Here is a 21,816-nt window from a genome sequence, read left to right as displayed (position 1 = left end):
CCATGACCGAACACGCCTCGTCCACCCAGCTCTCCAACTTCATCGCCGGCCGCTGGCAAGCCGGCAGCGGCGCCGAACTGATCACCGTCGATCCGGCCACCGGCAACGAAACGTGGCGCGGCAAGTCCGCCGCGCCGCAGGACGTGGCCGCCGCCTGCAGTGCCGCCCGCGCCGCGTTCGAGCCCTGGGCCGAGCGGCCGCTGGAAGAGCGCATCGCCATCGCCACGCGCTTTCGCGACCTGCTGAAGGAAAACAACGAGGCGCTGGCCGAACTGATCGCGCAGGAAGTGGGCAAGCCGATGTGGGAAGCGCGCACCGAAGTGACGACGATGGCGAACAAGGTCGATATCTCGGTCCAGGCCTACAACGCCCGTACCGGCGAGGTGCACAACAAGGTGGCCGATGGCGAAGCCGTGCTGCGCCACCGCCCGCATGGCGTGTTCGGCGTGTTCGGCCCGTACAACTTCCCCGGCCACCTGCCGAACGGTCACATCGTGCCGGCCCTGATCGCCGGGAACACCGTGGTGTTCAAGCCCAGCGAATACGCGCCGCGCACCGCGATGAAGACCGTGGAACTGTGGGAGCAGGCCGGCGTGCCGGCCGGCGTCATCAACCTGGTCAACGGCGGCCGCGATACCGGCGTGGCGCTCGGCCAGAACGCCGACATCGACGGCGTGCTGTTCACCGGCAGCAGCCAGACCGGCGCCGCGCTGCACCGCCAGTTCGGCGGCCAGCCGGGCAAGCTGCTGGCGCTGGAAATGGGCGGCAACAACCCGCTGGTGGTCTGGAATGTGCAGGACATCGACGCCGCCGTGTTCATGGCGATCCAGTCGGCCTTCATCTCGGCCGGCCAGCGCTGCACCTGCGCGCGCCGCCTCGTGGTGCAGAAGGGCGAGCAGGGCGACGCGTTCCTGCGCCGGCTGGTCGAGGTGGCGGCAAAGATCCAGGTGGGCGAATCGCACGCCGAGCCGCAGCCGTTCATGGGCCCCGTGGTGTCGGCCGCTGTCGCCGAGAAACTGGTGCAGGCGCAGCATGACATGGTAGGCAAGGGCGGCAAGCTGCTGCTGGAAATGAAGCAGCTCAAGCCGGACACCGGCTTCGTATCCGCCGGCATCGTCGACGTCACCGACGCGCAGGGCATCCCGGACGAGGAATGGTTCGGCCCCCTGCTGCAGGTGTACCGCACGGACGATTTCGACCAGGCGCTGCGCATCGCCAACAACACCGAATTCGGCCTGGCCGCCGGCCTGCTGTCGAACGAGGAAGCGCTGTGGAAGACCTTCCAGCGGCGCGCCCGCGCCGGCATCGTCAACTGGAACCGCCCGACCACCGGCGCGGCCAGCACGGCGCCGTTCGGCGGGGTCGGCAAGTCCGGCAACCACCGCCCCAGCGCCTACTACGCGGCCGATTACTGCGCCTACCCGGTCGCCTCGATCGAGAACGGCGCACTGGAAATGCCCGCCAAGCTGTCGCCCGGCCTGGCGTTCTGAGTAAAAAGTGGGGAAAGAACCAATCGGGAAAGAACCATGAGCACGCGTGAATTCAACTTCGACGGCCTGGTCGGCCCGTCGCACAACTATGCCGGCCTGTCGTTCGGCAACGTGGCCTCGTTCAACAACGTAAAGAGCGCCTCGAACCCGAAGCAGGCCGCCCTGCAGGGCCTGGCCAAGATGCGTGCGCTGGCCGCGCGCGGCTTCGCGCAGGGTGTGCTTCCCCCACAGGCGCGGCCGAACTTCCGGCTGCTGCGCAGCGTGGGCTTCACCGGCAGCGATGCGGACGTGCTGGCGCGGGCGTACAAGGAAGCGCCGGTGCTGCTGGCCAGCGCGTATTCGGCATCGCCGATGTGGACGGCCAACGCGGCCACCGTGAGCCCGTCGCGCGACACGCTGGACGGCCGCGTGCACTTCACGCCGGCCAACCTGAACAACAAGCTGCACCGCTCGCACGAGCATGTGCAGTCGGGCCGCACGCTGCGCGCGATCTTCCGTGACGAGCGCCATTTCGCCGTGCACGATGCGCTGCCGGCCACGCCGGCGTTCGGCGACGAGGGCGCGGCCAACCACACGCGCCTGTGCCGCGAGCATGGCGCGGACGCCATCGAACTGTTCGTCTACGGCCGCGTCGAATTCGACCCCGCCGCGCCGGCGCCGACACGCTACCCGGCCCGGCAGACGCTGGAAGCGTCGGAAGCGGTGGCGCGGCTGCACGGGCTGCGGGAAGCGCGCACGGTCTACGTGCAGCAGAACCCGGCCGTGATCGACCAGGGCGTGTTCCACAACGACGTGATCGCGGTCGGCAATGCCGACGTGCTGTTCTACCACGAGCAAGCCTTCGCCGACGAGCAGGGCGCGCTGCTCAAGCTGCGCCAGGCGCTGGATGGTGTCGATGCCGAACTGCGCCCGATCCGCGTCGAGACCGGCCAGGTGCCGGTGGCCGACGCGGTGCAGAGCTACCTGTTCAACAGCCAGCTGCTGTCCAAGCCGGACGGCAGGATGGCCCTGGTGATCCCCCGCGAATGCGAGGAAAACCCCGCCGTGTCGAAGTACCTGGCAGGCCTGGTGGCCAGCGGCGGCCCGATCGACGAGCTGGTGCACTTCGACCTGCGCCAGAGCATGCGCAACGGCGGCGGGCCGGCGTGCCTGCGCCTGCGCGTGGCGCTGACGGACGAGGAAGCGGCCGCGATGCACGGCGGCGTGGTCATGACGGAGGAGCTGTACCACACGCTGGTGGCGTGGGTCGACCGGCACTACCGCGACCAACTCGCGCCGCAAGACCTGGCCGACCCCGCGCTGGCGATCGAGATCGCCGCCGCACTGGAGGAACTGGAGCGCCTGCTCGGCTTGCCGGGGTTGTATGATCTGAGCTAGACATCACATGACGCCTCTATTGAGTTTGGCAGATTGAATGAAGAGTGGGGCTGAGCGATCCTCGGCCCCATTGCACATGCGCCAGCCACGAGCCGGCGCGCAGTACCCATCACGCACACTGGAATAACTGGAGAAGCAGATGACAAAGATGCCGCAGCAACTGCGTAGTGAAACGCTGGAACTCGTGAACACGTCCGGGGCCATGGACCATGCGGCGGGCAATGCCCCCGTCGGCGCGCTGATCGCGCTCTGGCTGAAGTCCCTGGACGATGAAGACCTGGCCGACACGCTGCCCGCCAGCCTCGCGCCGGTGCTGGTGGAAGGCTTCACCGCAGCGGCCCGCCGCACCGGGCCAGGCGCGCAGATCGCCACCCTGCGGTATGCGGATGGCCGCGGCGGCAACGCCACGGCGCTGCTGATCCTGAACGACGACATGCCGTACCTGGTCGACTCCATCGTGATGGTGCTGCGCCGCCAGAAGGTGCAGGTCAACGGCGTGCTCAATGCCGTGCTGCCGGTCACCCGCGATGCCGCTGGCGCCGTGACGGCGGCCGGCGATTCGGCCGCGCACCTGGAGTCCTACGTGCTGTGCCTGCTGGCCGAGGAACTGGCCGACGCGCCGCTGCGCGAGCTGCAGGAGGGCATCGAAACGGTGGCGCGCGACGCCGCCGTCGTCAAGCGCGACCTGCCGACGATGAAGAACCGCTTCACCACCGTCGCCGATTCCGTGCAGGCGCAGGGCGACGAAGGCGCCGAGGCGGCCGCCTTCCTGCACTGGGCGCGCGACGAAGGCTTCGAGGTACACGGCTATGCCTACTACCACGTAAAGCCGGGCACGCACGAACTGGAACGCGACCTGCCCAGCCGCATCGGCGTGCTGCAGGATACCGCGCACCCCGTGTATGGCACCTGCCTGGCCAACATCCCCGGCGACCTCGATACGCTGAACCGCCGTGGCCACATCCTGTCGATCGTCAAGGCCGACGTGGGCGGCACGCTGCACCGCGACCAGCAGCTGGACTTCATCGGCGTGCGCGCCGCCGACGCCGGCGGCAACGTGCTCGGCGAACACTGCTTCATCGGCCTGTTCACGCGTGCCGCGCTGCTCACGCCGCTGGCACGCCTGCCGTTCGCGCGCGGCCGCATCGCCCAGGTGCTGAAGATCGCCAACCTGCGGCAGGAAGGCTTCCGCGCCGAGAAATTCATCGAGATCCTGGAATCGCTGCCGCGCACCGAGGCGCTGGAAGCGGACCCCGAATGGCTGGCCGAAGTGTGCAGCGCCGTGGTCTCGCTGTACAAGCAGCCGCGCACGAAAGTGTTCGCGCGGCGCGACGTCTATGCGCGCCACCTGAACGTGCTGGTCTACCTGCCCCGCGAACGCTACAGCGCCAGCGTTGCGCAGGCCCTGTCGCGCGCGCTGCAGGACAGTTCGGGCGCCGCGCACGTGAGTTCGCAGACGCTGGTGGCCGACGGCCCGCTGGCGCGCCTGTACCTGATCGCACACGCGGCGCGCTATCCGCTGGACCTGGAAAGCGACGTGCAGCGCCCGCTGCTGTCGATCCTGGATGGCTGGCACGAAGGTTTCTCCGAGCTGGCCGACGCGGTGCCGGACGAATACCTGCGCAATGACTTGCGCCGCCTGTGCGCCACGCTGCCGGTCGACTACGTCGCCGCCACGCCGCCGGCGGTGGCCTTCCACGACCTGGACACGATCCTGCGCAACGGCGCCTCGAACCGCGCCACGGTGCGCATCGAGCTGGCGTCGGCGGCCAATCCCGCCACGATCCGCATCTACACGCTGGACAAGACGCCGACGCTGTCGTCGATCCTGCCCGCGCTGCACAACGCCGGCGTGCTGATCGAGCGGGAACGCGCGCACACGATCCGGACGGCCAACGGCCAGCGCCACTACGTGACCAGCCTGGCGGTGGATGCCACTTCGGCCGAGAAGCTGGCGCGGCCAGGGGTGGCCGCCGTGGCCGAGGACCTGTTCGCCGCGCTGTTCAACGACGACATCGAGGATGGCCGCCTGAACGGCCTGGTGGTCGAAGGCGGCCTGAATCCGCGCCAGGTACAGCTGGTACGCGCCTACATGAGCTACTGGCGCCAGACCGGCACGCAGTTCTCGGTGCGCTACATCGCCGAAAGCCTGCGCCGCCAGCCTGCCCTGGTGAAGGAGATCGTCGACGCGTTCGAGCACCGCTTCGATCCGCGGCGCGGCGAGGAAGAGCGCGCGGCGGCCCGCGAGCAGCTGGTGGCGCTGAAGGCCCGCGTGCCGCAGGTGAACCATGCCGACCTGGAAGTGATCCTGGCCGCGCTGATCGACCTGATCCTGGCCACCGTGCGCACCAACTACTTCCAGCCCAGCCCGGAGCTGCAGAACCCGGACGTGCTGGACGTGCGCGACAAGGTCATCTTCAAGTTCGACACGGGCCGCCTGGCCTTCCTGCCCGAGCCGAAACCGTACCGCGAGATCTACGTGTTCTCGCGCCGCTTCGAAGGCGTGCACCTGCGCGGCGGCCCGGTGGCGCGCGGCGGCCTGCGCTGGTCGGACCGGATGGAGGATTACCGCACCGAGGTGCTGGGCCTGGTGAAGGCGCAGATGGTGAAGAACGCCGTGATCGTGCCGGCCGGTGCCAAGGGCGGCTTCGTGTGCAAGCAGATGCCGGCCGGCGCGCCGCGCGAAGTCGTGGCGGCCGAGGGCGAGGCCGTGTACCGCATGTTCATCGCCAGCCTGCTGGAAGTGACGGACAACCGCGTGCTGGGCAAGATCGTGCCGCCGGCCGATACCGTGCGCTACGATGACGACGACCCCTACCTGGTGGTGGCCGCCGACAAGGGCACGGCCTCGTTCTCCGACATCGCCAACGGCATCGCCGTGGAACGCGGTTTCTGGCTGGGCGATGCGTTCGCCTCGGGCGGCTCGAACGGCTACGACCACAAGAAGCTGGGCATCACGGCGAAGGGCGCGTTCGAAGCTGTCAAGCGCCACTTCTACGAGATGGGCCACGACATGGCCACCACCCCGTTCACCGTGGTCGGGGTGGGCGACATGTCGGGCGACGTGTTCGGCAACGGCATGCTGTTGTCGGACAAGATCCGCCTGCTGGCCGCGTTCGACCATCGCCACATCTTCCTCGACCCGAACCCGGACACCGGCCGCTCGTTCGCCGAGCGCCAGCGCATGTTCGCGCTGCCCCGCTCCTCGTGGGAGGATTACGACAAGAGCCTGATCTCCGAGGGCGGCGGCGTGTATGCCCGCTCGCTGCGCACGATCGAGCTGTCGCAGCAGGTGCGCGAAGCCCTGCAGATCGCCGAAACCTCGCTCACGCCCGAGGAACTGATGCACCGCATCCTGCTGGCACCGGTGGACCTGTTCTACAACGGCGGCATCGGCACCTACATCAAGGCCTCCACCGAAACCAATGCGCAGGTGAAGGACCGCGCCAACGACCAGCTGCGCGTCAATGGCGGCGAATTGCGCTGCAAGGTGGTGGGCGAGGGCGGCAACCTGGGCGCCACGCAGGCCGGCCGCATCGAGTTCGCGCTGGCGGGCGGGCGCATCTTCACCGATGCGATCGACAACTCGGCCGGCGTGGATTGCTCGGACCATGAAGTGAACGCGAAGATCTGGCTCGACGTGGAAGTCAATGCCGGCCTGCTGACGGAAGAACAGCGCAACCGCACGCTGAACGACATGACGGACGATATCGTGCGCCTGGTCCTGCGCGACAACACGCAGCAGACACGCCTGCTGGTGCGCGAGCTGCAGGCGCAATCGGATGTCACGGTGCAGAAGGGCTATGCGGCGCTGATCGCCAGCCTGGAAGAAGAGGGCGCGCTGTCGCGCGAGCTGGAGATGCTGCCGTCGGTGGCCGAGCTGGCACGCCGCAAAGGCGATAACCGCGGCCTGACGACACCGGAACTGGCCGTCGTCATCGCCAATGTGAAGAACCGCTACAAGCGCCTGCTGGGCGTGCTGCCGCTGACCGGGGAAAGCTGGGCCGAAGCCGTGCTGCGGCCGTACTTCCCCGAGCTGCTGGTGGCCACCCGTTCGCCGCTGGCGCACCCGCTGGCCAACGCGATCCTGGCCACCGTGCTGGCCAACGAGGTGGTGAACCGCTGCGGCCCGCTGATGATCCGCAACCTGGCGCACGACCATGGCGTGGCCGAGACGGACGTGATCCTGGCGTGGGGCAAGGCATGGTCGGCGCTGAACCTGAACCCGGTATTCGATACGCTCGATGCCGATGCGCTGGCCGTGCCGCGCGAAGTGGCGATGGCCGTCGATGCGCGCAGCCGTTCGGCGCTGCGCGCCGTGCTGGAAGGCGTGCTGGCGGTGCCGAAGGACCAGTTGCAGGGCAGCGGCGGCATCGACGAACTGTCCCGCCTGTTCGCCGAACCGGGCATGGCCGGCCGCCTCGCGCCGGCCGGCACGGCCACCGAGGCCGATGCGGTGCCGGACCTGAAGCCGGGGTTCGCCGAGGCATGGAGGGCGCTGGAAGGCATCGAAGGCGTGTCGGCCTTCCTGTTCGCGGCACTGTCGGTGCAGCGGCCGGATGGCATGGACTTGCCGGCGTTCCTGGCGCTGGGTACCACGCTGCGCGCGAAGGCGGGCATCGATGCGCTGGAGCGCGGCCTGCACCTGCCGGCCACCAGCCGCTCGCAGGAGCAGTTGCGCAGCTATGCGCAGCAGGCGTTGCGGCGCACGCAGCAGCGCTTGCTGGCACAGGTGCTGGCCCGCGCCGCAGGCCACGGCAGCGGCGCGGTCGATGCCGTGATCGCGTCGCTGAACCTGCCGGTGTTCAGCGCACCGGCCGACCTGGAACAGGCGATGCTGGATGTCTGGACCTTGTCCGAAGCGGTCAACACCGGCGGTTACGGCATGCAGAAGGCGGCGTGACATGAACGAAACCTTGCAGGACGGCCTGCCGCCCCCCGTGCGGGCCCTGGCGGAAGCGGACTTCTCGGCCGTCGCGCAGGCGTTCGGCGGCGCCGGGTTTTCGGTTGCCGAGCCGGCGGACGGCATCCTGACGATCCGCCGCCCGGGCAGCGGCCAGCCGGCGGTGCTGCTGTCGGTCGGCGTGCATGGCGATGAAACGGGGCCGATCGAGTTGACGGCCTACCTGCTCGATGCGCTGGCGCGGGAACCGGCCGCGCTGGCGGTGGACCTGATGGTCTGCGTCGGCAGCATCGGCGCGATCCGCGCCGGCAAGCGCTTCATCGACGCCGACCTGAACCGGATGTTCCGCGCCGAGCGGGGCAGCCTGGCCGGCACCGCCGAGGCGGCGCGGGCGGACGAGATGATCGCCGCCACTGCGGCCTTCTTCGCCGATGCCGGCGCCGAGCGCTGGCACCTCGACCTGCACACGGCGATCCGCGCGTCGCACTACCCCACGTTCGCGATCGTGCCGGAACTGATCGGGGAAACGGCGCGCGAGCGGTTGATCGGCTGGCTGGGCGAGGCGGGCATCGGCGCCGTCATCCTGAACCGGGAAACGGCGGGCACCTACAGCTACCACACGGCCGAGCACCACGGCGCCGCCGGCAGCACGGTGGAACTGGGGCGCATCGGCACGCTGGGCCGCAACGACCTGGCGCAATTCGCCGCCGCCTCCGCCGCCCTGGACCGCCTGCTGCGCGGGCAGCCACCTGCGCAGGCGCCATTCCCGGTCCCCCACCTCTTCCGGGTGGCGCAGAACATCATCAAGCTGTCCGATCGCTTCACGATGGCCTTCGGCAAGGAAACGCAGAACTTCACGCCACTGCGGCAAGGCGATGAAATCGCCCGCGACGGCGACACCGTCTACACGGTGCAACACGATGAGGAATTCGTCGTGTTTCCCAACCCCGACGTCCGTATCGGCCTGCGTGCCGGCATGATGGTCGTGCGGATCGGCTGACCTGCACAGGGGGTAAAAAAAGCCACCGCGAAGGTGGCTCAAGAGGGCGTGTGAAACCGGTACCTGGTTCAGGCGGAGGCGAACTGAGTGGCCCGCGCCTGGGAATTCTGGTCGCGCACCTTGCGCGTGACGGGCGTGGCCGGCAGGTCGGCCGACGACGACGCGGACGACGCCCGCGCGGCCGTGGCCGGGACAGGTGGCGCAACCGAGGCATCGCCGGTGCGGCCTTCGTCCGGCAGCCAGCGCACGATCATCGCCGTCGCCACGACGGAGAGCAGCACGATGCCGGCGGCAGCCACCAGCATCATCGGATCGATGCGCGAAGAAGTGGTCGGAATCTTCTGGTACAGCGTCATCTCTTCCTCCTGTTCTTGCCGGCTTGTGCGGAAATATTTGGTACGTGCAAGATTATCCTTATACCAATAAGCGATCTACCTTTTCCCTGTATCAAAAGTAAGCACATGTAACGACGCACGGTGGCGATCTTGGCTACACTCGCGGCTACTTCGATGAAAGGACATCATGAGCCAGCTATTTTCTCCGTACACCCTCGGCCCCCTGCAACTGAAGAACCGCATCGCGATCGCGCCGATGTGCCAGTATTCCGCCGTCGACGGCTTGCCCGCCGACTGGCACATGATCCACCTGGGTAATCTCGCCTTGTCCGGCGCGGCGCTGCTGATCCTGGAAGCCACCGCGGTCTCGCCGAAAGGCCGCATCTCGGCGCAGGACCTGGGCTTGTGGTCGGACGACCATCGGCGGGCGCTGCAGCCGATCGTGGCGGCCATCCGCAGGCATTCGCCGATCGCGCTGGCCGTGCAGCTGGCCCATGCCGGCCGCAAGGCGTCGTCGGCCGTGCCGTGGGAAGGCGGCGGCAACATCAGCATCGAAGAGGGCGGCTGGCGAACGGTGGCGCCTTCGGCCGTGCCCCATGCCGACCATGAAACCGTGCCGCTGGCGCTGGATGACGCGGGCCTGGCGAAAGTGAAGGAAGACTTCGTGGCCGCCGCCCGCCGCGTGCACGAACTCGGCATCGAAGGGATCGAACTGCACGGCGCGCACGGCTATCTGCTGCACCAGTTCCTGTCGCCGCTGTCCAACCAGCGTACCGACCAATACGGCGGCTCGCTGGAAAACCGCATGCGCTTCCCGCTCGAGATCTTTGCGGCGGTGCGCGAGGCCGTGCCGCGCGAGGTGGCGGTGGGCATGCGGATCTCGGCGTCGGACTGGGTAGAAGGCGGCTGGGATATCGAGCAGAGCGTGGTGTTCGCCAACGAACTGAAACAACTGGGCACCGACTTCATGCATGTTTCCAGCGGCGGCGTGTCGCCGCTGCAGAAGATCCCGGTCGGCCCCGGCTACCAGGTCGGCTTTGCCGAACGCATCCGGCGCGAGACGGGCTTGCCGACGATCGGCGTGGGCCTGATCACCGAGGCGGCGCAGGCCGAGGCGATCGTCACGGACGGCCAGGCCGACATGGTGGCACTGGCCCGCGGCATCCTGTACGATCCGCGCTGGCCGTGGCACGCCGCCGCGCAGCTGGGTGCGCAGGTGGACGCGCCGCCGCAATACTGGCGCTGCCAGCCGCACGACCAGAAGCAGCTGTTCGGCCCGACCCGCCTGGGCCAGCGCTGACCGGCACGAGGACAAGGAGCACGAGCACAAAGGGCTCGACGACATGGGCTCGACGACATGGGCTCGACGACAGCGGGTTAAACGACAAGGGGAACGATGCGCTACGACCTGCTGATCTTCGATTTCGACGGCACGCTGGCCGACAGCTTTCCCTTTTTCCTCGAAGTGTTCGACACGCTGGCGGATGCCCACCACTTCCGGCGCCTGGACCGCGCGCACCTCGACGAGCTGCGCGGTGCGGACCTGCCGCACATCATGCGCCACGTGGGTTTGCCGCGCTGGAAGCTGCTGCCGGTGGCGATGCATTTCCGCGCGCTGATGGCGCAAAGCATCGGCCGCATCCGCCTGTTCGACGGCATGCGCGAGGCGCTGCGCAGCGCGGCCGCCGATGGCGTGCTGCTGGCGATCGTGAGCTCCAATTCCGAAGCGAACGTGCGCGCCGTGCTGGGCGACGATGCGCGCCTGTTCATCCACTTCGAATGCGGCGCGGCGCTGTTCGGCAAGCGCCGCCGGCTGCGCCGCGTGGTACAGCGCAGCGGCGTGGCGGGCGAGCGCGTGCTGTGCGTGGGCGACGAAGTGTGCGACATCGACGCGGCCCATGCCGAGGGCCTGGACTTCGGCGCGGTCGGCTGGGGATATGCCAAGCCGGAAGCGCTGCGCGCCCGCGCACCGAAGCTGATGTTCGACAGCGTGGCGGAGATGGCGGCGCGGCTCGCATACCCGATAAGCCATTGACGCGGCCGCCTCGGGGTAACGCATGACGCAACACGGTGACATAACACGGTGACATAACTCGATGTCGTAAACCACTACCGGAATCGAGTGTCGTAACTCATTGACGTAACATTATTACCACTTGTCTTTTCCACTCCAAATTCCTTTAGGGAAGTCGCGAAACTTGGCCCTATAATCGCGACTTTGCCCGGCGTCACGAGCGCTGCGGCTTTGACACCCTGAACAAGGAATGCCTGTGAGCCAGACGCTGGTCCAGAAACTGACCCGTACCAAGCCGATCGTCGCCACTGCCGATACGGGCGCGGAAAGCACGCCGGGCATCGGCATGGAAGTGCCCCACGCTCCCGGCGGCCTGGCCCGCTCGATGGGCCTGTTCTCGCTGACGATGATCGGCGTCGGCGCCACCATCGGCACCGGCATCTTCTTCACGATGGTCGAGGCGGTGCCCAAGGCCGGCCCCGCAGTGATCCTGTCGTTCCTGCTGGCCGCGCTGACGGCGGGGCTCACGGCGCTGTGCTACGCCGAACTGGCGTACCGCATTCCCGCTTCCGGTTCTTCCTATTCGTTCGCCTATGCGACGGTGGGCGAATTCCTCGCCTTCATCATGGCCGCCTGCCTGCTGCTCGAATACGGGCTGGCCGCCAGCGCCACGGCGATCGGCTGGTCCGATTACCTGAACAACTTCCTGGCCAATGCCTTCGGCTGGCAGATACCCACCTTGCTGCGCACGCCGATGATCGTGTCCTCGCCGGAAGGCGTGGTGTTCAACTGGGGCCACGTCAACCTGCCGCCGATCATCCTGGTGGCGCTGTGCTGCCTGCTGCTGGTGCGCGGTGCGAAGGAATCGGCGCGCACCAACGCGATCATGGTGATCATCAAGCTGGCGATCCTGCTGTTCTTCGTTGCCATCGCCTTCACCGGCTTCGATGCCGCCAACTTCACGCCCTTCTTCAAGGGCGAAGGCGAGAAGGGCTTGCTCGGCATGGCGGGCGTGACGGCCGCAGCCGGCACCGTGTTCTTCTCGTTCATCGGGCTCGATACCGTGGCCACCGCCGGCGAGGAAGTGCACAACCCGAAGCGCAATGTCCCGCTGGGCATCCTGGCCGCGCTGGGCATCGTCACCGTGTTCTACCTGCTGGTGGCGGTGGCCGCGATGGGCGCGCAGCCGGCACACAAGTTCGAAGGGCAGGAAGCCGGCCTGGCCGTGATCCTGCAGAACGTGACGGGCCACGCGTGGCCGGCGCTGGTGCTGTCCGCCGGGGCCGTGATTTCCGTGTTCTCCGTCACGCTCGTCACCATCTATGGCCAGACGCGGATCCTCTACGCGATCTCGCGCGACGGCCTGATCTCGAAGGGATTCCACAAGGTGAGCCAGCGCACCGCCACGCCAGTGCTGAACACGATCATCGTCAGCATCGTGGTGGGCTGCGTGGCCGGGTTCGTGGACGCCACCTTCCTGTGGGACATGGTCAGCATGGGCACGCTGACGGCATTCATCGTGGTATCGGTCGCCGTGCCCGTCATGCGCCTCAAGGAGCGCCGCGCCGGCACCTACAAGAAAGGCGGCTTCCGCGTGCCGCTCGGTCCCTACCTGGTGCCTGGCCTGTCGATCGCGGCCTGCCTGTACCTGATGGTGGGCCTGTCGCACACCACCCGCGTGATCTTCTCGATCTGGATGGCCGCCGCCGTGCTCACCTATTTCGCCTACGGCATCCGCAATTCCCGGCTGAACAAGCCCGCCTGAACAAGGTTTGATATGCAGTCGATCGACATGAAGGTCAAAGCAATCGCCCTCGCAAGTTTCGTGGCCGCGGCCACGTCGGCCGGGGCGGTTGCCCTGGCGGCGCCGGCCGACCTGGCCATGCGCGACTACAAGGCGGTGGCGCTGTCGCCCACCGGCGAACGCATCGCCGCGCTCGAATCGGTCGACACTGGCGTGCCCGGCCAGCGGCCGCATGCCGTGGTGGTGGTGCGCGATGCCGCCAGCGGCAAGATCGTGCACGAATACGATCCGTGCAAGACCTGCAGCTACGACCGCCCCGGCTGGTCGCCGGACGGCAAGCGCGTGGCCTTCATCGGCAGCATGGGCGGCAAGGCCACCCTGTATGTCGGCACGCGGGCGCTGGCCAGCGTGGAGGGCAACGCCAATTCGGCACGCTGGTCGCCGGACGGCGCAACGCTGGCGCTGCTGGCCACGGTCGGCGCGCGCAAGGAAACCGGCGCCACCGCGGCCGGCGCCCGCCTGGTCGGCGAGATCGGCAGCGACGACGATGCGCAGCGCATCGCCACCGTGCCGGCCGCCGGCGGCACCGTGAAACTGCTGTCGCCGGGCGATACCTTCATCTACGAATTCGACTGGACGCCGGACGGCAAGGGCTTCGTCGCCACGGGCGCGAAAGGCAACGGCGACAATAACTGGTGGGTGGCCAAGCTGGCCTACGTGGATGCCGCCAGCGGCGCGCTGCGCGTGATCGCGTCGCCGGCCACGCAGCTGAACCTGCCGCGCGTGTCGCCGGACGGGAAGACGGTGGCCTACGTGGGCGGCCTGATGAGCGACTTCGGCTCGATCGGCGGCGATATCTGGACCGTGCCGCTGGCCGGCGGCAAACCCAGGAACATCACGCCCGGGTTCAAGGGCACCTTCCACGGCCTGGCCTGGCGCAAGAACGGCCTGGTCGGTTCCGCGTTGATGGGCGACCAGCTGACGGTGCTGTCCATCGATGCGGCCAGCGGTGAAACAACGAAGCAATGGCATGCCCCGGTCACGGCGGCCGGCGGCACGGATGGCCGGCTGTCGTTCAGCGCGGACGGCAGCGTGCTTGCCGGCGCGGTGGAGGACTTCGCCAGCGCACCGCGCCTGGTGGCCGGCACGCTGGCGCAACCGCGGCAGGTCACGCGTGACAACGACCGGCTGGCCGCGCAGGTCGCGGTGCGGAACGTGGCGTGGACCAACGAAGGCTTCGCCAACCAGGGCTGGCTGGTGGGCCCGCTGCATCCGGTGGCCGGCAAGAGGTATCCAATGATCGTGCAGGTGCACGGCGGCCCCGCGTCGGCCGTGACGCCGCGCTATATCCAGGCCGGCGAAGCGGGCAATTCCGTGGTGCGCTCGCTGGTCGACGCCGGCTACTTCGTGTTCATGCCGAATCCGCGCGGCAGCTTCGGCCAGGGACAGGACTTCGCCCGCGCCAACCGCCGCGACTTCGGCGGCGGCGACTTGCGCGACATCCTGGCCGGCGTGGATGCCGCGGCCGGGGTGGCGCCGGTCGATGCCGCGCGCCTGGGCCTGATGGGCCACTCGTACGGCGGCTTCATGACGATGTGGGGCGTGACGCACAGCGACCGCTTCAAGGCTGCCGTGGCCGGTGCCGGCGTGGCGAACTGGATCAGCTACTACGGCCAGAACGGCATCGACCAGTGGATGGTGCCGTTCTTCGGCGCCACGATGTACGACGATCCGGCCATCTACCGCAAGCTGTCGCCGATCGAATATGTGAAGGATGCGAAGACGCCGACCCTGGTCTACGTGGGCGAGCGCGATGTCGAGACGCCCGCCGCGCAATCGATGGAGTTCTGGCACGCGCTCAAGGCGCTCGGCGTGCCGACCACGTTCGTGGTGTACCAGGATGAAGGTCACGCGATCCGCAATCCCGAGCACCAGCGGGACCTGAAGAAGCGGATCGTCGGGTGGTTCGACAAATACCTGAATATGTAGACGTAAAAAAGCCGGCAATGCCGGCTTTTTTCATGTGCAACGGGATTCGACGATCAGATCGCGGCGGCACGTGCGCGCAGCTTGGCGGCTTCGTGCGGCGCTTCCGCTTCCAGTTCGTCGGCCCAGCGCAGCAGGGACATGCGCACGCCGACCTTGTAGTACGACGGCAGTTCCGCGTCCGGCTTCGACTTGCTGCCCTGGACTTCGGCCAGTGCCGCCGGCGTGGTGCGCAGCAGGCCGCGCAGCCAGTTCATCACGATGCGGCCGGTGCTGTCCAGGGAACCTGCGGTGGCGGTGGTGGTGATGATGGCGGTCGACATGGCTAAGCTCCTGAAGTGATTTGTTCGTTGATGCAGTGCAGTATAGGGCGCGCACAGAAATAAAAAAACTTTTCATTTGTGATGAGCGCCATACGCAAACCATATAGTTGTGGTTTCCATATCGCAACTATTTATAACGCACGAGAATACCCTGCCATCACTGGATCGTATAAAGGTCGGCCCGGTTGTCTTGCATGAAACGAAAAAAAGCCGGCATATGCCGGCTCTCGACGAGAGGGGGCGAATCGCTTCAGTCGATCTTCCACGCGTAGTCGACCCGGGTCCACGTATCGGCCGGCGCGCCGTCCTTCGAGCCCGGCGCGAACTTGCAGGCAGCCAGCTTGCGCAGCGCGGCATTGTCGAGCGCCCGGGAACCGCTGGACTTGTTGATGCGCGAATCCTTGACTTCGCCACCGGCGGACACGAGCAGCGACATCGATACCGTGCCTTGCTCTTCATTGGCCAGCGCGGCACGCGGATAGTCCGCCTTGCAATTGCGGCTGTCGGGAGTGGCCGGGACTTCGATGGCGGAAGCGGCACCGGACAACAGCAGCGCGGCGACCAGACCCAGGTAATGCTTGTTGGCGAACATTTTATTGGACATGAGATTTTCCCCTGAAGTTAATGACAGTTAGCCTGGCGATATCGCCGCGGCTGTCTCCTGAATTAACGTTGTTGCATCCAGTGTAGGGCTGCCCGGGAAATAAACGAACTTTTGATTTGTGATGTGATCCATTCGCCAATCGTATGAATGGCACAACAAATAAAGGCATTTCATCACCCTGCGGCATGACCGTGGCCGGGAACGGTAATAATGGAAATGGCGAAGCTATCGCGTCCCTAGAAGCGTCTGCTGCAGGAGCAGCGTCATTGGGGGGAAGACTGGAAAATACTCGCGTGCGGCCGCCGATCGACTGATCAGGTAAACAGGAGATTAGCGGGGAATTCACTGACCAGCGGCACTCCACCGCGGGGCGAAATAATAAGGAAACGTTGAAAGGCGTTACCCCGCGGGTATTCATCGCCGGGTCATGGAATAAAACGGCGATTCAATTCATGGCGACGTATTCGTTGCCGGGGCAATGTGGCCAGTAAATTGGCGAAGCCGAATGCATCCTGGAAAATAAAAAGCCGGCAATGCCGGCTTTTTCATCATGCGCGAGAGCAGGGCAGTCGCAGCGTAGCAGTCGCAGTAGATTAGTCGCGGCCTGCGAGGTTGCGCAGCTCGGCTGCCTGGCTCGGCGACAGCGTGTCGAACTTCTTGGCCAGGCGCAGCAGGGATTCGCGTTCGCGCAGCGAGGAAGTCTGCGAAGCGCTGCCGTGCGAAGCACCTGCGGCAAACGGGGCGAAGGCAAGCATCTTGCCGAAGAAATTCATGGCGACACGGCCCACGCTATCCAGATAGCCGCGGGTGGCCGGAGTGGTGATGAGGGCGGTAGACATGTTAGCTCCTGAAATAAGGGTTGTTGCAGTGCAGTATAGGGACACCCCGGCCATAAATAAACTTTTAGTTTGTGATGCCAGCCATACGAATTGTGAATAGTTATCTTCGAGAAAACGGATACTGTTCACTAGCGAACACCTCGAATGTCCGGCGCCGGACAGCCTTGTCGTTCCCTGCCCATGGAAGGTCCTGGCATATTGCTTGCACTGTCGACAGGAACAAACACTATGGAGACCATCATGCGCTTGCCTGATTTCCGCATTGGCTGGCGGGTGCTGGCACGCCAGCCCCTGCACACGGCCGCGATGCTGCTCGGGCTGGCGGTGGGACTGGCCGCCGCCTTCCTGCTGCTGGGGTTCGTCCATTACTCGTTCAGCTATGACAGCGCGGTGCCGGATAACCGCAACGTCTACGTCTACAAGCACAAGCTGAAGCTGCTGGCCGAGCCGCAGTGGATCGAGCAGATGCCGCTGCCGGCCGCCGATGTGATGGTCAAGAGCGGCTTGCCGCTCACGCTGTGCAACGTGGTTCCGCACAAGAAGACGGTCAAGGTGGATGGCAAGCCGCGCGAGATCGAGTTCAGCGAAGTCAGCGCGACATTCCCCGCCATGTTCGGCGTGCGCGCCGTGGAGGGCGATCTGCCGGCCACGCTGGCCCGCCCGGACGGGCTCGCGCTGACGCCGCGCGGCGCCCGCGAGCTGTTCGGAACCACGGCGGTAATGGGCCGCACGCTCGACGTCGACGGCCGCATGTTGCGCGTGTCGGCGCTGCTGCCCGAACCGCAGCCCAATACCACGCTGCCGTATATCGCGCTGGTGGGCGAAGGCACGGTGCTGTGGAAGCCGGGCGAGCGCGAACGGGAGCGCCATAACTGGATGGCGCTGGCGGGCAAGCTGTATGCCAGGGCGCCGGGCGTCACGCCGCAGGCGCTCGCCGCGCCGATGCAGCTGGAAGCGAATCGCGTGGTGGCCGCGATGGTGGGAGAGGAGGCCATGCGCAAGGTGGGCGGCACGATGGTGGACGTGGCTGTCACGCCGCTGGCCGACGCCTATTTCGATACCGACGTCGCGGTCTTCCACGGCGGCCCGCGCGCATCGAAGGCGCGCGTGCTGGCCCTGGCCGGGCTGGCGCTGCTGATCCTCGCGCTGGCCGCCACCAATTACGTCAACCTGGCTACCCTGCGCGTGCTGGCGCGCGGCCGCGAGATCGCCGTGCGCAAGACGCTGGGTGCCAGCGCCGGCCGCCTGGCCACGCAGTTCGTGGCCGAATCGGCGGCCATGGCGCTGGCTGCCACCGGACTGGGCCTGCTGCTGGCCTGGCTGCTGCTGCCGATGTTTTCGGAACTGATGGACCGGCCGCTGACCGCGTTCCTGTCGCCGGCATCGCTGCTGGCCGCGCTGGCGATCGGGCTGGCGACCGGCCTGGCATGCGGTATCTGGCCGGCGCGCATGGCGCTGCGCGTGCTGCCGGCACGGGCACTGGCCGGACGGGCCAACAGCGAACCGGCGGGCAGCGCCTGGCTGCGCCGCGCGCTGACCGTATTCCAGTTCGCCGCCGCGATCAGCCTGTGTGCGCTGGCGCTGGCCATCGGCTGGCAGGCCCGCTTCGCCGCGCAGGCCAACCCGGGCTTCGCGGTCGACGAATTCATGCTGCTCCACCTGCGCCAGGAAGCCACTGCCGACACGCGGCAGGCGTTCCGCGAAGCGCTGGAACGCCTGCCCGGCATCGCCGGCGCAACCGCCATCGACCTGCCGTTCGGCTATCCGATGGTGCGCAACAGCACCGCGTTCCGCGGGCCTTCCGGGGTGGAGCAGCGTTTTGAAATGAGCCTGGTCAGCCCGAACTTCTTCGCCGTGACCGGCATCGTGCCGGTGGCGGGGAGCGGTTTCGATGGCACGCGCCCGGCGGCGGCGCAACAGGACGACATCATCCTGAACGGGGCCGCCGCGCGGGCGCTTGGTTTCGCTTCCGAAGCTGCCGCAGTGGGCCAGGTCGTCACGATGGGCAGCAAGGCGCTGCGCGTGGCCGGCATCGCACCGCCGCTGCGCCACAAGGGTTCCCGCTATCCGGTGACGGCCATGGTGTACACGGTGGAGCAGGCCAACGCGAACCTGGTCATGCTGCGCACCCGCCTGGACGTCGGCACGCTGGAAAAGACCCTGGCACCGCTGATGGCGCGCTATTTCCCCGGGCCGTCCGTCTGGGTACAGCCGGCCCGTGCCGTCTACGAAAATGGCAGCGCCGACGACTGGCGCATCGCCCGCCTGCTGACACTGGGGACCGCGGTGACCACCGGTATTGCCGCGTTCGGCATCTACGTGCTGGCGGCCGGCAGCGTGCAGCGGCGCGGCCGTGAAATCGCGCTGCGCAAGCTGCACGGCGCGGGCGGCCGGGCGATCGGCCTGCTGGTCGGCACCGAGTTCGCACTGCTGTTGCTGGCCGCCGCCGCACTGGCACTGCCCCCGGCCGGATTCGCCATCGCCCATTACCTGGCCGGATTTGCCGAGGTCACCGCCTACGCGTGGTGGGCATTGCCGGCCGCGCTGCTGATCGGCGCGCTGACGGCACTCGGCGCCACGCTGCGTCACGCCCTCGTGGCAATGCGGGTGACGCCTGTGGCGGCGTTGCGGCAGGGAGAATAAGCAGGGGACGAGGGGCGGCAGGCAGGGCGTCATGGCTCGAACTTGCAAATGAGAAGTGTTACCATTTGCGTTTGTCCATCGTCGAGCCGCCATGCCTTCCCACGTCTTCCGCCTGTCCCGCTGCGCCGCCGCTGTATGCGCGGCCTTTGCGATTTCCGCTCCCGCCTTCGCGCAACAGGGCGGCGAGCCCCTGGAAACCGTGACGGTCACGGGCAACTGGCTCGGCTCGGGCCTGCAGAACAGCGTCAAGAACTTCGCCGGCGCGCGCACCGTCGTGCAGAAGGAAGATATCGAGGCCACCGGCGCGGCCAATATCGGCGACGTGCTGCGCCGCATCCCGGGCGTGCAAAGCACGGACAACTCCGGCACCGCCGGCAGCGCCATTTCGCTGAACATCGGCGTGCGCGGGCTCACGGGCCGCTACTCGCCGCGCTCCACGGTATTGCTCGACGGCGTGCCGCTGGCGGTGGCGCCGTATGGCCAGCCGCAGCTGTCGTTCGCCCCCGTCAGCCTGAACAACATCGAAGCGATCGACGTGGTGCGCGGCGGCGGCGCGGTGCGCTATGGCCCGCAGAACGTCGGCGGCATCATCAACTTCACCACCCGTTCGATTCCGGACGCCCCTGGTGTCGCCGGCGACGCGTCGATCCGCTATAACCACTTCGGCGAGGGTGGCCACAGCACGCAGTACAGCGCCTTCGTCGGCAGCCAGCTCGACAATGGCCTCGGTGTCGCGCTGCTGTATTCCGGCATCGACGGCAGCGGCTGGCGCGAAGGCAGCGATGAAAAGGTCAACGACTTCGCATTGAAGTTCCGCTACCGGCTGGGCGCGGGCGCGCAACGCAGTGCTCAGATCTACGGGAAGCTGTCGTACTACGACGTGAAGTCGAACACGCCCGGCGGGCTGACGGTCGCGCAGTACGACGCCAACCCCTTCCAGAATACGCGCCCCACCGACTACTGGGACGGCGACCGCAAGGGCATCGACCTCGGCTACCTGAACACCATCTCCGCCATGCAGGAAGCGGAGGTGAAGGTGTATTACAACGAAAGTTCGCGCAGCAGCGCGCTGATCAACGCGGGCCGCACCGCGATCACCTACCAGCCGCGCAACTACCAGGTGCTGGGCGTGGAGCCGCGCTACACCCAGCGCGTGAAATGGGGCGCCACCACGCACGATGTGACGGCCGGCTACCGCTACCTGCGCGAACGGGGCGACGACAACAACTACACGGTGGCCGTCGCCACCGGCGTACAGGGCGCCACCGCCACCTTCGACAATGAAACGGATGCCCACGCGTTCTACGTGGACGACCGGATCGCCTACGGCGCCTGGCGCATCACGCCCGGCGTGCGCTTCGAGAAGATCGATTCGCTGCGCACCGAGCGCGCCGGCAACCGCGATTTCGACACGTCGAACGACAAGGCGCTGCCGTCGCTGAACGTGGCCTACCTGGTCGATGCCGCACTGACGGTATTCGCCAACTACGGCACCTCGTTCGGCCCGGTGCAGAACACCCAGCTCAATTCGCAGACGGCGGCCAATCCGCTGCAGCCCGAACTGGCCAAGACCGTGGAGCTGGGCGCGCGCTGGAAAGCGCGCGGGCTGACGGCCGAGGCCACGCTGTACCGCCTGCGCTTCGACAACCAGATCCTGCAGGTGCCGGGCAGCACGCCGGCCACCTTCCGCAACATCGGCGCCACGCGGCACGAAGGCATCGAGAGCGCCGTCGACTACCGCTTCGATGGCGTGCTGGAAGGCCTGTCCGCCTACGCCAACTGGAACTATACGAAGGCGATCCAGGAATCGGGCAGCACGGCCGGGCTGGACGTACCGTTCTACGCGCGCCGCACCGGCACGATCGGCGCCCGCTACGAGACCGGCGCCTTCTCCGCCGGCCTGTCCGCCACGGCGCAGAGCGGGCAGTTCTCGGACGCGGAAAATACCATCGCCGAATCCGCCAACGGCGGCGTGGGCCGCATTCCCGGTTTCGGTACCGTCAATGGCCAGGTGGGCTGGAAGCTGCCGGGCAAGCCCGGCGTGCAGTTGCTGGCCGGCGTGAACAACCTGGCCGACAAGCGCTACTACACGCGCAACGTGGACGGCAACCTGGGCCGCATGGTGGCCGCGCCGCGCACCGCCTGGGTGCAGGCACGGATGACCTTTTGACCTTCTGACCTTCTGACCTTTTGATCTTCTAGCTGGCGATGGCCGGCTCGGCCAGCGGCGCCAGCCCGTAGGCGCCGCGCGCCTTGTCGCATTCCGGCGTATAGGCGCTGAATTCACGGCAGGTGGCCGAGCGCAGCGGGTAGATCGAGCAGCCCACCTTGCGGCCCACTTCACCGTCGAGGGCCACGCAGCGCACCGGCGCCTGTTCCGTGCCGCGCATGGCGATACGGTGCGGCGTGATGGGAATGGTCATGTGGCGCGGCACGGTGCCGCCGGGGTGGGCATCGCTCTCGCCCCAGTAGAAGGACACGCGGTAATGCGCGCAGCATGCACCGCAGTCCTGGCAAACGTCGGAAGTGGATTTGGACATCGCTCGCAGGTTCGCTCT

15 protein-coding genes are annotated in these 21,816 nt (G+C 67.3%); 10 read left to right on the top strand and 5 right to left on the bottom strand.

Going from position 1 to position 21,816, the window contains the following annotated elements; translation table 11 throughout:
* Positions 1 to 2: 2 nt before the first annotated feature.
* The 4 genes from astD (at position 3) to OU994_RS31260 (ending at position 8,770) form a co-directional block, all read left to right on the top strand.
* Entirely contained in the window at positions 3 to 1,490 is a 1,488-nt protein-coding gene (gene astD, locus OU994_RS31275) for a succinylglutamate-semialdehyde dehydrogenase (RefSeq protein WP_281609069.1), read from the top strand.
* 36 nt (positions 1,491 to 1,526) lie between these two features.
* A complete protein-coding gene (gene astB, locus OU994_RS31270) occupies positions 1,527 to 2,867 on the top strand; it encodes an N-succinylarginine dihydrolase (protein WP_281609068.1) in 1,341 nt (446 codons plus the stop codon).
* 139 nt (positions 2,868 to 3,006) lie between these two features.
* Positions 3,007 to 7,770, top strand: coding sequence for an NAD-glutamate dehydrogenase domain-containing protein (locus OU994_RS31265; RefSeq protein WP_281609067.1), 4,764 nt, complete (start codon positions 3,007 to 3,009; stop codon positions 7,768 to 7,770).
* 1 nt (position 7,771) lies between these two features.
* Positions 7,772 to 8,770 carry a succinylglutamate desuccinylase gene (locus OU994_RS31260; RefSeq protein ID WP_281609066.1) on the top strand — a complete coding sequence of 333 codons (999 nt, stop codon included), beginning with the start codon at positions 7,772 to 7,774 and terminating at the stop codon, positions 8,768 to 8,770.
* Positions 8,771 to 8,838: 68 nt separating this feature from the next.
* Here OU994_RS31260 and OU994_RS31255 read toward each other — a convergent pair whose 3' ends face one another.
* A complete protein-coding gene (locus OU994_RS31255) occupies positions 8,839 to 9,126 on the bottom strand; it encodes a hypothetical protein (protein WP_281609065.1) in 288 nt (95 codons plus the stop codon).
* Positions 9,127 to 9,292: 166 nt separating this feature from the next.
* Here OU994_RS31255 and OU994_RS31250 point away from each other — a divergent pair, with 166 nt between their 5' ends.
* From OU994_RS31250 to OU994_RS31235, 4 genes are all read left to right on the top strand, one after another.
* A complete protein-coding gene (locus tag OU994_RS31250) occupies positions 9,293 to 10,405 on the top strand; it encodes an NADH:flavin oxidoreductase/NADH oxidase (protein WP_281609064.1) in 1,113 nt (370 codons plus the stop codon).
* Positions 10,406 to 10,501: 96 nt separating this feature from the next.
* The gene (locus OU994_RS31245) at positions 10,502 to 11,140 is read left to right on the top strand and encodes an HAD hydrolase-like protein (protein ID WP_281609063.1); all 639 of its coding nucleotides are present in this window, start codon (positions 10,502 to 10,504) and stop codon (positions 11,138 to 11,140) included.
* Positions 11,141 to 11,375: 235 nt separating this feature from the next.
* A complete protein-coding gene (locus OU994_RS31240) occupies positions 11,376 to 12,884 on the top strand; it encodes an APC family permease (RefSeq protein ID WP_281609062.1) in 1,509 nt (502 codons plus the stop codon).
* 27 nt (positions 12,885 to 12,911) lie between these two features.
* A complete protein-coding gene (locus OU994_RS31235; RefSeq protein WP_281609061.1) occupies positions 12,912 to 14,852 on the top strand; it encodes a S9 family peptidase in 1,941 nt (646 codons plus the stop codon).
* Positions 14,853 to 14,905: 53 nt separating this feature from the next.
* Here the strand turns inward: OU994_RS31235 and OU994_RS31230 are convergent, their stop codons facing one another.
* The 3 genes from OU994_RS31230 to OU994_RS31220 all read right to left on the bottom strand — a co-directional run bounded on the left by OU994_RS31230 (position 14,906) and on the right by OU994_RS31220 (position 16,615).
* Positions 14,906 to 15,172: a hypothetical protein gene (locus OU994_RS31230; protein WP_131143559.1), complete on the bottom strand. Its 267-nt coding sequence runs from the start codon at positions 15,170 to 15,172 to the stop codon at positions 14,906 to 14,908.
* A gap of 250 nt (positions 15,173 to 15,422) precedes the next feature.
* Positions 15,423 to 15,776 carry an energy transducer TonB gene (locus OU994_RS31225; RefSeq protein ID WP_229420638.1) on the bottom strand — a complete coding sequence of 118 codons (354 nt, stop codon included), beginning with the start codon at positions 15,774 to 15,776 and terminating at the stop codon, positions 15,423 to 15,425.
* A 593-nt stretch (positions 15,777 to 16,369) separates the two neighbouring features.
* Positions 16,370 to 16,615 (bottom strand): hypothetical protein, encoded by a 246-nt coding sequence (locus OU994_RS31220; RefSeq protein ID WP_281609060.1) that lies wholly within the window; start codon positions 16,613 to 16,615, stop codon positions 16,370 to 16,372.
* A 240-nt stretch (positions 16,616 to 16,855) separates the two neighbouring features.
* On the opposite strand from OU994_RS31220, the gene OU994_RS31215 reads away from it, so the two are divergent.
* Both OU994_RS31215 and OU994_RS31210 read left to right on the top strand, forming a co-directional pair.
* Entirely contained in the window at positions 16,856 to 19,258 is a 2,403-nt protein-coding gene (locus OU994_RS31215; protein WP_281609059.1) for an ABC transporter permease, read from the top strand.
* A 91-nt stretch (positions 19,259 to 19,349) separates the two neighbouring features.
* The gene (locus OU994_RS31210) at positions 19,350 to 21,428 is read left to right on the top strand and encodes a TonB-dependent siderophore receptor (RefSeq protein WP_281609058.1); all 2,079 of its coding nucleotides are present in this window, start codon (positions 19,350 to 19,352) and stop codon (positions 21,426 to 21,428) included.
* Between the two features lie 28 nt (positions 21,429 to 21,456).
* On the opposite strand, the gene OU994_RS31205 is transcribed toward OU994_RS31210, so the two are convergent.
* Positions 21,457 to 21,798 (bottom strand): YkgJ family cysteine cluster protein, encoded by a 342-nt coding sequence (locus OU994_RS31205; protein ID WP_281609057.1) that lies wholly within the window; start codon positions 21,796 to 21,798, stop codon positions 21,457 to 21,459.
* Positions 21,799 to 21,816: the final 18 nt, after the last annotated feature.

The sequence above is a fragment of the Pseudoduganella sp. SL102 genome (assembly GCF_027856995.1).
Taxonomy (GTDB): Bacteria; Pseudomonadota; Gammaproteobacteria; order Burkholderiales; family Burkholderiaceae_D; genus Rugamonas; species Rugamonas albidiflava.
This window is presented reverse-complemented; position numbering and strand designations above follow the sequence as displayed.

What these genes read in the sequence shown, in the direction of transcription:
- OU994_RS31205 (WP_281609057.1), bottom strand. Translation starts at nt 21,798, where the DNA reads ATGTCCAAATCCACTTCCGACGTTTGCCAGGACTGCGGTGCATGCTGC.
- OU994_RS31210 (WP_281609058.1), top strand. Translation starts at nt 19,350, where the DNA reads ATGCCTTCCCACGTCTTCCGCCTGTCCCGCTGCGCCGCCGCTGTATGC.
- OU994_RS31245 (WP_281609063.1), top strand. Translation starts at nt 10,502, where the DNA reads ATGCGCTACGACCTGCTGATCTTCGATTTCGACGGCACGCTGGCCGAC.
- OU994_RS31250 (WP_281609064.1), top strand. Translation starts at nt 9,293, where the DNA reads ATGAGCCAGCTATTTTCTCCGTACACCCTCGGCCCCCTGCAACTGAAG.
- OU994_RS31255 (WP_281609065.1), bottom strand. Translation starts at nt 9,126, where the DNA reads ATGACGCTGTACCAGAAGATTCCGACCACTTCTTCGCGCATCGATCCG.
- astD (WP_281609069.1), top strand. Translation starts at nt 3, where the DNA reads ATGACCGAACACGCCTCGTCCACCCAGCTCTCCAACTTCATCGCCGGC.
- OU994_RS31265 (WP_281609067.1), top strand. Translation starts at nt 3,007, where the DNA reads ATGACAAAGATGCCGCAGCAACTGCGTAGTGAAACGCTGGAACTCGTG.
- OU994_RS31220 (WP_281609060.1), bottom strand. Translation starts at nt 16,615, where the DNA reads ATGTCTACCGCCCTCATCACCACTCCGGCCACCCGCGGCTATCTGGAT.
- OU994_RS31235 (WP_281609061.1), top strand. Translation starts at nt 12,912, where the DNA reads ATGAAGGTCAAAGCAATCGCCCTCGCAAGTTTCGTGGCCGCGGCCACG.
- OU994_RS31215 (WP_281609059.1), top strand. Translation starts at nt 16,856, where the DNA reads ATGCGCTTGCCTGATTTCCGCATTGGCTGGCGGGTGCTGGCACGCCAG.
- OU994_RS31225 (WP_229420638.1), bottom strand. Translation starts at nt 15,776, where the DNA reads ATGTCCAATAAAATGTTCGCCAACAAGCATTACCTGGGTCTGGTCGCC.
- OU994_RS31260 (WP_281609066.1), top strand. Translation starts at nt 7,772, where the DNA reads ATGAACGAAACCTTGCAGGACGGCCTGCCGCCCCCCGTGCGGGCCCTG.
- astB (WP_281609068.1), top strand. Translation starts at nt 1,527, where the DNA reads ATGAGCACGCGTGAATTCAACTTCGACGGCCTGGTCGGCCCGTCGCAC.
- OU994_RS31230 (WP_131143559.1), bottom strand. Translation starts at nt 15,172, where the DNA reads ATGTCGACCGCCATCATCACCACCACCGCCACCGCAGGTTCCCTGGAC.